Here is an 11,344-nt window from a genome sequence, read left to right as displayed (position 1 = left end):
TGCGTGCCCGTTTTCTTATTTAAAATGTCGTTGATGTCGGCGGCCCAAATCGCGATGTAAACTGCGCGGCCTAAATTCTCTGCAGACGCGAGTGCCGCATCCACTTTTACTTTCATCCCGTCGGTGATAACGCCTTCATCTGCGTACTTCAATATGCTTGCTGCGTTAAGTTCGCTAATTAGCAATTTGTCACCATCAAGCACACCGTCAACATTGGAAAGGAGTAAAAGCTCAGCGTTAAGAAGCTCGGCAATAACCGTTGCGGCTTGGTCGGCGTTTACATTTAGTAATCTGCCTTGTGGGCTTGAGCCAATAGAACTGATAACCGGTAGTGTTGACTGGGCTAATACGCTTTTTAGAAATGATGCGTCTGCTGTCGACGGCACGCCCACGGCACCATACTGGTCAGCTAGAGGCTCACACACCACCATATTACCGTCTAACAACGACAAACCAACAGGGGTTAAGCCTGAAGCCAAAGCCGCTGCGCATAGCTGCTTATTGGCAGAGCCTGCAAGCGCTCCGCAGATGTAAGGCATATGTTCATCGGGCGTAACCCGAAGGCCATCTATTTTTGTGCTTTGAAGACCAAGACTCGCCATTAGCGTTTCCACTAATGGTCCGCCTCCGTGAACCACTACGACGGGGCGTGTGGCCTGCACGTCTTTTACGCTTAGAAATAAACGTGTCATTGCGGCGGTGTCGTCGAGTAATGCACCGCCAACTTTAATTACAATTGGTGAAACACTCATAGTACTAACCCTGTCTCTACTGGTTGTTTCGTCATTATGTTAAGGCACTGTATTGCCTGAGAGGCAGCACCTTTCATTACGTTGTCGATTGCAGCGGTAATCACTGCGTATCCAGATGCTTCATCTAATTTCCAGTGCAGATCAACAAATGGGGTATGAGCAACGTCATCAATTTTTGGAAAACTCTTGCGCAAACGCACAATGGGTTTATCAGCATAGGCGTCAGTGTACGCTTGTTCAAGTTGTGCGCTGGTGGTACCAGCTTTAACCTTAACGGTCACGGTCGCCAAAATTCCTCTTTTAAAATTACCCAAGTGCGGCGTGAAGATAACAGGGGTGCCCAAGTAAGCTTCAATTTCTGGGGTGTGACGATGGCCTAGCACGCCGTATGCCTGCAGGCTAACTTCAAAAAAGCTGGTGGTTAGGCTGGCTTTCCTGCCTGCACCCGATACGCCTGAAACGGCGTTAATTACAGGGCGTACGCTTTCATCTAGTAAATTGTTGTGAGCAAGAGGTTTAAGTGCACTAAGGCTCGCAGTGGGATAGCAACCCGGCACAGCGATAACGTCGGCAGAGGCAATTTGCGCTTCGTGCCACTCGGCAAGGCCGTAAACAGCTTGAGCCAAGCTTTGCTCTTGCGTATGTGGAAAGCCGTAGAACTGTTCGAAGACATTCGTGTCTTTTAGCCTGAATGCACCCGACAAATCGAGCACTTTGGCGCTGCCCGAAGATAGGACAGGCATCCAGTCGTGGCTCGCCTCGTGAGGAGTGGCAAGAAAGATAAAATCGACACCGTCAGCCATTTCTTTTAATGCCGCATCCGAAATAGGCGTCAGTGTGGCATTAACGTGAGCCAAGTTGCCGTGAAGCTCTGCAATATTTTTACTCGCATCGCTACTATTCTCAGATACGTAAGTCCCCGCTAATGCAAGTTTAGGGTGCTGAATAACTAACTGAACAAGTTGTGCCCCTGTGTAACCACTGGCACCAATAATCGAAACGCTGTACATAATTAAAAATTCAATAAAAGGAGAAAAAAAACACTTTTTACCTTTGTAAACTGGTTGGGCGTAAATCCTTGCCTAACCGCTACCACATTACAAAGGTAAAAAGTGTGCTACCGCAAAAGCATAGAAAGGCGCACGCATCGTCGTACGCTATGCATCGTGTAGCCAGCCAGGGGAGAGGTAAACTCTTTATCGTTGCCAGTGGTTGAACCAACAACGCGAGTTGGTTGTGTCATCATCAATTCCTATCAAGTCGCAACTCAAAATTATGAGTTGGATGCTTTAACCGTCGACTAGTGTATCTAATCTGAATGTTTATGCAATAAAAATGTATAAATATTTTGTTGGGTGGTTGCAGCAACTACGCCACAAAAAATATAACTAATAATATATTTATAGTTGTGACAGTAAGTTGACAAGTTACGCAATAGAACTGAATATTTATACTCACTGTACGATATGGTTGAGTGGAAATGTTTACCAGTAATGCACGTCGTTCATCATTAATGCGTGATATGACTAGTTACAGTGTCTAACCATGCAAAGCTGGTAAATTGTTACCGTATGTCGACAGTGGCCGTGAGTATTGGTTGTTAGGATTAACTCGGAAAATAAAATGGGCAAACTTACCTTGGCGCTTGTTGCGCACGATCATAAAAAGCCTGAGCTACTTGCTTGGGTTAAGCAGCACATTGATGTGCTCAAACAGTGTAATTTAGTGGGAACAGGCACAACAGGCGGTTTAATTGCCAATGAAACGGGACTAGAAGTTACGCGCTACAAAAGTGGCCCGCTTGGGGGCGACCAGCAAATAGGAGCACTCATCGCTGAGAACAAGCTAGATGCACTTTTCTTTTTCTGGGATCCGCTAAACCCAGCGCCTCACGACCCAGACGTTAAAGCGCTGCTACGACTGTGTTCGGTATGGAATGTACCAGTTGCCTGCACACCCGCCACAGCTGACCTAGTAATAACGTCGCCGCTTTTTCTGTCACCCGACTACAAGCCAGTTAAACCGAATTTTTAAGATTGGTTAAGTCAACGGCCTTGTAGTTTGGTGGGCAGAAGCTGGTCTTTAGGTTAATTGAAACTTCGTTGAACGAACTGGTAGGCAGCATCTGCTGCCTTGTTGGTTATTCCGGCGGTTATATCATCAGTCTGAATAGATGCGGTGGCATCACTCGCCTGCGTTTGTGGCGCACCTGAAATGTTAGCACTTACCTTACTGTCGATGCTTGGATTGCTAAAAACTGACGCGAGTAAAGACTGCCCCATCGACCACATATTGTTTGAAATACTTTGACCTGTCACATTCTCTACGGTCAAATCGATAGCGTTATACATTAAGCCGCCAATTCCGCCATATAAAAAACTTCCCGCCAAGCTTGCTGCCGCGGCCGTGTGATTTGATGTGGTTGCTTCATAAATATCCGAAACTATGGGTAGGTGATTTGCAATGTTTAACGCATCAAATCCGTCTTTAAGATCAAGCCCATCGTCTCCGAAAGCGCCGGAATACAAATTATCGAAGAGTGTTGGAGTAGTATCACTTTGATTATTGGTGGCCGTGTTGCTATCACCATTTCCCAGAACGCTAGTAGTAGCATTTACGGACGTATCATTGTTGGTAACTAGTGATTGAAATACATTGTTTTGCAATGCATTTAACAGCGTGCCTTGCATGGTGGCAATTGCATCATCCGATAAAACCCCATTGATGCTACTCGTACCAGAAAGCAAAGATAATGCGCCTTGAACATCGCTGGCTGTGCCGGTAAGCATATTAGATTGTGTTGAGAGATTAGCTTCGCCTGATATTTTGCTGTCGATTGCATCAGCTTCATTCGGTTGATTCTCTATTGCGAGTAACGATGCGAACAAAGACGGCAAAGACTGGCCGCTGGTTGCCGCTTCATTGGCTACTTCTGTTGAATTTGCCGATTTATTTTCAATGTCAGCAGTATGTAAACCAAATTTTGAAAGTAGTGCGCTGACGCCATTTTCAGCAGTGTTAGTTGTTGTGTTTTCTAAGGCCATAACATCCCCTTACCCGCAGGCATATATTTGATTTGTAAAGGTTTTGTAAATAAGTCAAGTGAACGAGATTTCTTTTAATTTGTTCGTTTACACTTGCTCCTGTTAGGTCATGGATGGCACTTAATTTACACACTGCATAAAAACTAATACTGAGCAATGTCATGAAAGTTCGATGCCATATACACACACTAATCGCAATCTTTACACTTGGTGGTTGTGCCCAAACACTCACTGACGAAGAACAGGTTGTTCACAGTAGCCCTACCAATCCAAATGTGTCGCAACGAGCTGTAAAGCCTGTTGAGGAAGAGCCGTCGCCTGGCGATCCCCGTTACTCACCCCCTAGAATGGAGCCAACGTCGACCTTGCATGTACCCACGGGGTCGCTATTTAATCCTGAGCACTCTGTAGGGCTTTATGAACGCCACGCAAGCTTCAAAGTGGGCGACATGATTCTAGTTAAGCTTGAAGAACAGACGCAGTCGGAGAAGTCGCTCGATTTTAATACAGATAAAAACACATCCTTTGATTTGTCTCCCGTCACACTAAAAGTGGGGGGAATTCGAATTGACGAAGATGACGTTGAGGTGGAGCACGAACAGGACAGTGAGTTCGCCAGCTCTGCTAAAACTAAGCAGTCAAATTCGATGAGTGGCAGCATTACCGTGTATGTTACGGGAATAACGCCGGCAGGGAATTTACTGGTAACGGGTGAAAAGTGGATAACGATGAACAGAGGAAAAGAATACATTCGCTTTTCAGGAGAGGTCAGAAAAAAAGATGTGGATGAAAGTAATACCGTATTGTCTTCAAAAGTCGGCAACGCGTTAATTGAGTATAGCGGTACGGGTGAGCTGCAAGATAATCAGCAGCGAACGGTGATTGGCAAGCTGTTTTCAATATTTGGATAAGCGCGATGAAAGGCCCTATTTTGCCAAGCTTACGCATCAGTCTTACTGCTTTGCTGGTACTACTTCCTTCTTTGGTTACTCAGCACGCATGGGCTCAATGGGTACAGGGTGAAGCTACAATGGCACTCGCTGGCGCAGAACTTAGCGACGTGAGAACCAGCGCCATACAAAATGCTATTGCTGATGCGGCTTTTCGCAGTGGCAGTACCATTTCCGCGCAGGATATCACGGTAGACGGGCTACTCCTTTCCAGCAAAGCCGAAATTCGTTCTCAGGGCAGAGTTCAAAGAGTAGAGATCATAAGCGAAACACTCAAAGACGACGCGCTTACAGTGGTGGTGAATGTAAACATTACGCCTCTGTTCAATTGCACTAACAACGGACTTGCCCATCGCATTTTAGTGACAGAATTTCCTTTAACATCACCCCAACAGGCCGCGACTGGCATGCTCTATTCATTTGGCAGTCACGTGTCTCAACGATTTGCTCAGCAACTCAACGGTCTTTATCAAAGTGGAGATGTAAGCCAGATTCCTGTTTCTCTTATTAACGCTAACACCTGGTTAACCTCCAGTCTGTCAGACATTGATTTAACGGCTATGTCGACCTTTCTGCGAAGTGAATATGGGCAGCAGTTCGTGGTATTCGGGTTTGTAAAGGACATTTCTCTTTTCGAACAGGTGTCGCAGGCTACCTCGGTATTTGAAACTGATGGTGTCGCGCTTCGCCGGAATTTTACCGTTCAGGTTTACGTGCTCGACACTTTCAAAGCCAAGGTGATTTTTAATGATAGCTATCACAGCGAGGCCGATTGGCCCTTTTCTCAACATTATTCGGTGGATATGAGCAACAGTTTGTTGTGGCGCAGTGATTTTGGGCGCATGGTCCTCAACACGGTACACGCTGCTATTACTGACATTCACGCGGCACTTCAGTGCGAAACGACTTATGCGCAGGTCATTGATATCTCGCCTGACTACATTGCTATAGATCTGGGTAAAAATAGTGGGTTAGCCGTGGGCGATGAGTTTTCATTGGTTAAGCAACGGGCGCTGCCTGCGTTGGGCTTATCAAGAAAGCCGGGACTGTTTTCAACGAAGACTTTGACTTTGCAGGTGTACGAAGTTTCTGATGACGTCAGCTTGCTTAAAGCGGAGTCAGGTAGTGATAGCGTACATATTGGTGACTTTGTCACGCCGTTAACTCTCTCGGCGAAACGTAGTTTAAAAGAAAGTCAGCAGGTTGGAAGCCAGCCATAAAAAAGGCTGGCCAAGGCCAGCACTTTTTACGGTGGGTTAGGGTGTTACTGAATACTAAGAACGCAGTAAGTCACGTAGCTTTCGACCTTCTTCGCGCTGCGCTTTTAACTCAGCTCGCTGTTCAGGCGTTAGTACTGCAAACATGGCCTGGCGCTGTTTGGCCTTTTCAACACCAGCACTGACAAGGTCGTTTTTGTACTGGGCAACAAGAGCGTTCCAAGAGTCTTGTGAGAAAGACGAGCTTCTAATCAGATCGCGCTGGGCTTCCTTGAAGCTTCGCAACGTTTCTCTATTGGCTTTGGATGTATCCTTGAATGATTCACGAAGTTCAGCAAGATTTGCCAGCTGATCATCGGTCAGGTCAATGCCTTTAAACGGCGTGCCATCCCGCTGGTGATCTCTGTCGCCTCTTTCACCTTTACCGTGACCACGGAATTTTTTGCCTTTGCCTTCATCATCCATACGTTTTGCAAATTGTGACTTTTGCTCGTCAGACGCGTTGCGTCGCTTATCGCCTCTCGCCGCTCTTTTTTGATCTCTACTTTCTTCGCGTGCCAAGACTTTCGCTTGCTGCTCTTTACTTAGCACGTTAAAAATATTGTGGCGTAGTTGCGCAAGCGCAAAGTGTTTCGACTCACGCTCTTCAAGTTGAGTTTGTATAAAGGTGCTGATTTGTGCCTCAGAAGCAGTTTCAAAATCGAAACTTGGCTTCTCACTATCGTGATTTTCAGGTCGAGGGTTAGCGTCTTTAAATGCGCTTATGAGTGTTTTTATCTCTTCGCGTTGTGCGTCGCTTAAGCTTAAACCGCGAAGGTGTTTAACAATTTCTTTAACCGGTTCGTGGTGACGCATACCAGGGCCTGCTGGCTGAGCCAACGCAAGTCCACCTAAGCTAATCGCCGCTACAGTTGCACTAGCAATTAATAACTTTTTCATTGTCGTCTCCTTTTTGTTCGGACACGTTAATCCTAGCGTGATAAATACAAAAAGCAGTCAACACACTGTAAAGCTTCTGTAAAGGTGATGCCGTTTTGTAATTGTAAAGGTCTGAAAAGATATAGTATGCGTTTGTCAGTGTTTTTCGTTTAATTTAGACAAGACTCACCACAAGCGTAGGTTGAAGTTTATAAAAATTACAGGCACTTTCATGAATCAAAGGTCAGCAGTTCCAACCGTTAAAGAGTTTAATACCATGAGTTCAGATTTTCATTTGCAGTCTATCCTTGTTATTGATGATGACCTTGAGCTAACTGAAATGCTCTCCACGTACCTGTCGAGTATGGGATATCAAGTGCAAGTGCGTAACGACGGCGAAGAAGGGTTATCTGAAGCTGTATCTGGACGACATTACGATCTTATTTTATTGGATGTGATGATGCCAAAGATGGATGGCTTCGATGTGTTGAAAAAACTTCGTGTCAGCCATAGCACGCCTGTACTTATGTTGACAGCAAGAGGCGATGATTACGACCGCATTTTAGGTCTGGAAATGGGCGCCGATGATTATTTACCGAAACCGTTTAACCATCGAGAGCTGGTGGCACGAATAAAAGCGATTGTGCGTCGTCATAATCTTTCCTCAACGGGAGGAGCGGTTGAACAAGATTTATTTGTGAATGGCATCTTTTTAAGCCCAAGTAGCCAGCTCGCTAAAGTAGACGATGTGGAATTAACGCTAACCACAACTGAATTTTTAATTTTGCGTTTACTAATGCTAAATGCCGCTCAGCGGGTAACGAAAGAAGAAATAAGCTTAAAGATACTCGGCAAGCCACTGCAAGCTTTTGACAGAAGCATTGATATGCATGTTAGCAATCTGCGAAAGAAAATCAGTGCAGTAGCCGTAGATGAAAAAATCAAAACCATCCGCGGAGTAGGGTACATGTTAATTGTTGGAAGCCATTAATGGTAAAACTGTTACGCAGCATCAGCCCAACGCGGGCCATCATGGGCCGTTTGTTTCTGTGGTTTTGGGCAACGTTCATTGTTACATCGCTTTTGGCCATTTGGGGAAGTCGCCTCTTTTTTGAAGACCTTCAAGTTGTGCAAATAAAGCCTCGCGAAGTAGAAGATTTAAATCAAGCCATTGAGCGGATGCAGCGTGGGCGCTTTCAGGACCTACCGTTACATGAGACGCTAGATCGCAATTCACGTGGCGTGAGAGGTCGACTGGTTGCGGTAGATATTCGCGACAACCGCCTTATTTCAGGTGGAGGCCCTCCGCTTCGTGACAACGATAAAGAAGATTTACTGCGTTTGGTAAATCAAACCTCCCCGATTGCAGTAAAGCGCGGCGCATTCAAAATCCTCGGCCCGGTTTTCTTCGAGCGAGACAATTCACGCTTTGCGCTTTTTGCGGTAAAGCTAGATATGCCCGAAAAGCAAACTCCTCCGGTTCTGCTGTTTTTGGCGATTGCACTTATTACTACCACGCTTTTGAGCTGGCTATTCGCCAAAACGCTGACCAACCCTATTTTGCACATTCAGGGTTCAGCAAAACGTTTAGCAAGCGGCGACTGGCAAACGCGGGTGGGCAAGGCTGCCAAGCGTCAGGATGAGTTAGGCCAGTTGGCGCGCGATTTCAATAAAATGGCTGAACAGCTCGAATCAATGTGGGGCGCACAGAAGCGATTATTGGCTGATGTCTCTCACGAACTTCGTTCACCCCTAGCGCGACTGCAAATGGCGCTAGGTCTTGCTCATCAGCAAAATGTAGACCCAGCCACCTTATCTCGCGTAGAACGAGAGGCTGACCGAATGGAAGCGCTAGTTAGTCAATTACTCACACTTAGTCGCGCGGAAGCTGGTGAGGCGAACATGCAAAAGCACGCTTTGTCTTTGGTACTTAACGATGTACTGACCGATGCTAACTTTGAAGCTGCAAATAAAAACAAGCAGTTAAGAATTGACGATATTCCTAAAAAGACGGTAGTCATCGATAGCATGATGTTTTGTCGTGCTGTCGAGAATGTTCTTCGAAACGCAATACGTCATAGCAAACTCATCACGCATATTGCGTTTAGCGAAGATGCGCAGCATTGGTATATTCACATTACAGATGACGGAGACGGACTAACCAGTGAAGAATGTGAACGGATTTTTTCACCGTTTTACAGGGCAACCCTTGCCAGAGAGCGTGAGTCTGGTGGTGTAGGCTTGGGGTTATCCATTGCAAAAGCGGCAGTTGAGTTGCATCATGGTCGCATAATCGCTGAACCTTCTGAGCGCGGCGGACTACGAGTTACAATGTCATTTCCTAAGTTATAATTGAGAAAATTGACAGTGCTCCGTGTCCTTACAAAGAGCGCAATTTCACTGTAATAGGGTATTTATGAACTGGACGTTCACGTCTGAAAATAACTTAGCCAGCACCTTTGCCACGCACATTAACCCTTTTTGGCAAAACAGTGTTACTCAAGGTCACTTCTCTGGGAAAGACAATATCAAGGTACGCTTTGCGCACTGTATCCCAGAATCGCCGCGAGCTACCATTGTAATATGCTCTGGTCGGATCGAATCCTATTTAAAATACAAAGAGTTCATTTACGATCTTTATCAAAATGGATTCGCTGTATTCATTTTAGATCACAGAGGCCAAGGCTTGTCAGACAGGATGACCCGCGATCCTCAGCATGGTTATGTTGCCCATTTCGACGACTACGTTGATGACTTCGTCATGTTTGTAGAAACTATTGTAAAGCCACTACAGCAAGGCCCGTTACAGCTGGTATGCCATTCGATGGGCGGCGCCATTGGTGCGCTGACGCTACTGCGTCTTCCGAATTTGTTTTCAAAAGCCGTTTTAGCTTCGCCCATGTTTGGCATTAAACCCGCTCTGCCCAATTGGTTGGCGAATGGCTTAATTCGCACAGGCCTTGCGGTAAACAGGATGAAAAAGAAAGATGCGGGGTACTTCTTTGGTCAAACCCCGTATATCGCGTTTCCTTTTTCACTTAATAAGCTCACCCACAGCAAAACCCGCTATGCCCTGTTTCGTGAGCTGTATGACGAAGAACAGGATATTCAACTTGGTGGCGTGACTACAGAGTGGTTAGCAGCGGCACATCAGGCAATGAATAAAATTGAAAGTAGCGCACGCGCTATTACAACGCCTTCGCTTGTATTAAGTGCAGACGATGACGCGATTATTGATAATAACCGTCAGCGCCGCGTTGCGCAGCTTATGCCAAATGCCAAACTTGAAATAGTGCCCCGTGCTTACCATGAACTATTCACCGAGTCTGACGATATTCGCGAGCGCTCCATGGCGCGTATTCTCGACTTTTTGACAGAAGACTCACTTACATAAGTGCAGCCAAAGCTAACATTTAGTTAGGTAATCGTAACTAAGGGCAGCGCCTTCTATTTCACAGGTAATAAAAGTACGTGCAAGGGTGATGACCAATGGCATTTCGGTATAAAATAAACGGGTTGTTAACTGTTAAGGTAATTTAAAAAAGCATGCTCGATATCGTACTCTATCAGCCAGAGATCCCGCCGAATACGGGAAACATCATCCGTTTATGTGCAAACAGTGGTTTTATGTTGCACTTGATTGAGCCTTTGGGGTTTGAATGGGATGATAAACGCGTTCGACGTGCTGGTTTAGATTATCACGAATTTGCTCACGTAAAGCGCCACGCAAGCTTAGACGCTTACCTGAATGATGCTAAGCCAAAACGGGTATTTGCTTGCACAACGAAAGGCAAAGCGTTTCATAGCGATGTGTCTTATCAAAAAGGCGATGCGTTAATTTTCGGACCGGAAACCCGAGGCTTACCAGACGACTATATTCAATCGCTTCCTCCGGAGCAGCGCGTTCGTATACCTATGCTGCCAGATAGTCGCAGTATGAACTTGTCTAATGCGGTATCGGTATTTGTGTATGAAAGCTGGCGTCAGTTTGGTTATGAAGGCGCGCGATAGCATTTACCCTCCCATATCCTGTATTTCTAAAAACTCTTTTAACTACATAATTCAGATGCTTATCTAGCTTAGAAAAGGTCTGTAAAGATAGCGTAAATGTAAAGATTGACTCTCGTGGCGAATCTTTACATTCGCTATATTGCATTCAGTTTTTTATACGGATTGAATGCTTTGAAACTCCCTCTACCCATTAAACTATTGCTTATTGCAATTACTGTATTTGTGCCTGCTTATGCTGTTTATGCATGGCTATACTCACCTCAGACAAATACCGAGTATCTCTTTCAAGGTGCAGAGATACGTGACATCGAATTAAATTTGGTGTCTACAGGTCAGCTTGAGCCCAAGCGCTACGTAGAGGTAGGTGCGCAGGTTTCAGGTCAGGTAGACAATATTCACGTAGAAGAGGGGGATATTGTCAAAGAAGGCGATTTGCTGGTAGAGATCGATGC

The 11,344-nt window shown here is 45.7% G+C and carries 12 protein-coding genes; 8 read left to right on the top strand and 4 right to left on the bottom strand.

What is annotated here, in order from left to right:
- A partial coding sequence (gene argB, locus QVA83_RS05260) for an acetylglutamate kinase (protein ID WP_287498209.1) occupies positions 1-752 on the bottom strand: 752 nt, incomplete at its 3' end.
- Positions 749-1,762 carry an N-acetyl-gamma-glutamyl-phosphate reductase gene (gene argC, locus QVA83_RS05255; protein ID WP_069943627.1) on the bottom strand — a complete coding sequence of 338 codons (1,014 nt, stop codon included), beginning with the start codon at positions 1,760-1,762 and terminating at the stop codon, positions 749-751. The genes argB and argC, both read right to left, overlap by 4 nt.
- Positions 1,763-2,375: 613 nt before the next feature.
- Between argC and QVA83_RS05250 the strand changes: the two genes are divergently transcribed.
- Positions 2,376-2,786, top strand: a complete 411-nt coding sequence (locus tag QVA83_RS05250) for a methylglyoxal synthase (protein WP_014948054.1) — start codon at positions 2,376-2,378, stop codon at positions 2,784-2,786.
- Positions 2,787-2,839: 53 nt separating this feature from the next.
- Here the strand turns inward: QVA83_RS05250 and QVA83_RS05245 are convergent, their stop codons facing one another.
- Positions 2,840-3,796: a hypothetical protein gene (locus tag QVA83_RS05245; protein WP_287498208.1), complete on the bottom strand. Its 957-nt coding sequence runs from the start codon at positions 3,794-3,796 to the stop codon at positions 2,840-2,842.
- Positions 3,797-3,957: 161 nt separating this feature from the next.
- Here QVA83_RS05245 and QVA83_RS05240 point away from each other — a divergent pair, with 161 nt between their 5' ends.
- Both QVA83_RS05240 and QVA83_RS05235 read left to right on the top strand, forming a co-directional pair.
- Positions 3,958-4,707: a flagellar basal body L-ring protein FlgH gene (locus QVA83_RS05240; RefSeq protein ID WP_039225072.1), complete on the top strand. Its 750-nt coding sequence runs from the start codon at positions 3,958-3,960 to the stop codon at positions 4,705-4,707.
- Positions 4,708-4,712: 5 nt separating this feature from the next.
- Positions 4,713-5,966 carry a flagellar assembly protein T N-terminal domain-containing protein gene (locus QVA83_RS05235; protein WP_156077818.1) on the top strand — a complete coding sequence of 418 codons (1,254 nt, stop codon included), beginning with the start codon at positions 4,713-4,715 and terminating at the stop codon, positions 5,964-5,966.
- A 54-nt stretch (positions 5,967-6,020) separates the two neighbouring features.
- Here QVA83_RS05235 and QVA83_RS05230 read toward each other — a convergent pair whose 3' ends face one another.
- Positions 6,021-6,902: a Spy/CpxP family protein refolding chaperone gene (locus QVA83_RS05230; protein WP_287498207.1), complete on the bottom strand. Its 882-nt coding sequence runs from the start codon at positions 6,900-6,902 to the stop codon at positions 6,021-6,023.
- A gap of 256 nt (positions 6,903-7,158) precedes the next feature.
- Here QVA83_RS05230 and QVA83_RS05225 point away from each other — a divergent pair, with 256 nt between their 5' ends.
- The 5 genes from QVA83_RS05225 to QVA83_RS05205 all read left to right on the top strand — a co-directional run.
- On the top strand, positions 7,159-7,872 hold the full coding sequence (locus QVA83_RS05225; RefSeq protein WP_039225152.1) for a response regulator transcription factor: 714 nt from the start codon (positions 7,159-7,161) through the stop codon (positions 7,870-7,872).
- Positions 7,872-9,233: an ATP-binding protein gene (locus QVA83_RS05220; protein WP_156077820.1), complete on the top strand. Its 1,362-nt coding sequence runs from the start codon at positions 7,872-7,874 to the stop codon at positions 9,231-9,233. The genes QVA83_RS05225 and QVA83_RS05220 overlap by 1 nt, the downstream gene beginning before the upstream one ends.
- A 64-nt stretch (positions 9,234-9,297) precedes the next feature.
- Positions 9,298-10,275, top strand: coding sequence for an alpha/beta fold hydrolase (locus QVA83_RS05215; protein WP_156077821.1), 978 nt, complete (start codon positions 9,298-9,300; stop codon positions 10,273-10,275).
- 152 nt (positions 10,276-10,427) lie between these two features.
- On the top strand, positions 10,428-10,892 hold the full coding sequence (gene trmL, locus QVA83_RS05210; protein WP_014975499.1) for a tRNA (uridine(34)/cytosine(34)/5-carboxymethylaminomethyluridine(34)-2'-O)-methyltransferase TrmL: 465 nt from the start codon (positions 10,428-10,430) through the stop codon (positions 10,890-10,892).
- A gap of 114 nt (positions 10,893-11,006) precedes the next feature.
- The coding region (locus tag QVA83_RS05205) for a biotin/lipoyl-containing protein (RefSeq protein WP_287498206.1) at positions 11,007-11,344 on the top strand (338 nt) is incomplete at its 3' end.

Source organism: Alteromonas sp. AO-Serp, from assembly GCF_017849675.1.
GTDB classification, from domain to species: Bacteria; Pseudomonadota; Gammaproteobacteria; order Enterobacterales; family Alteromonadaceae; genus Alteromonas; species Alteromonas macleodii.
This window is presented reverse-complemented; position numbering and strand designations above follow the sequence as displayed.

What these genes read in the sequence shown, in the direction of transcription:
- QVA83_RS05250 (WP_014948054.1), top strand. Translation starts at nt 2,376, where the DNA reads ATGGGCAAACTTACCTTGGCGCTTGTTGCGCACGATCATAAAAAGCCT.
- QVA83_RS05245 (WP_287498208.1), bottom strand. Translation starts at nt 3,796, where the DNA reads ATGGCCTTAGAAAACACAACAACTAACACTGCTGAAAATGGCGTCAGC.
- QVA83_RS05215 (WP_156077821.1), top strand. Translation starts at nt 9,298, where the DNA reads ATGAACTGGACGTTCACGTCTGAAAATAACTTAGCCAGCACCTTTGCC.
- QVA83_RS05230 (WP_287498207.1), bottom strand. Translation starts at nt 6,902, where the DNA reads ATGAAAAAGTTATTAATTGCTAGTGCAACTGTAGCGGCGATTAGCTTA.
- QVA83_RS05220 (WP_156077820.1), top strand. Translation starts at nt 7,872, where the DNA reads ATGGTAAAACTGTTACGCAGCATCAGCCCAACGCGGGCCATCATGGGC.
- argC (WP_069943627.1), bottom strand. Translation starts at nt 1,762, where the DNA reads ATGTACAGCGTTTCGATTATTGGTGCCAGTGGTTACACAGGGGCACAA.
- trmL (WP_014975499.1), top strand. Translation starts at nt 10,428, where the DNA reads ATGCTCGATATCGTACTCTATCAGCCAGAGATCCCGCCGAATACGGGA.
- QVA83_RS05240 (WP_039225072.1), top strand. Translation starts at nt 3,958, where the DNA reads ATGAAAGTTCGATGCCATATACACACACTAATCGCAATCTTTACACTT.
- QVA83_RS05225 (WP_039225152.1), top strand. Translation starts at nt 7,159, where the DNA reads ATGAGTTCAGATTTTCATTTGCAGTCTATCCTTGTTATTGATGATGAC.
- QVA83_RS05235 (WP_156077818.1), top strand. Translation starts at nt 4,713, where the DNA reads ATGAAAGGCCCTATTTTGCCAAGCTTACGCATCAGTCTTACTGCTTTG.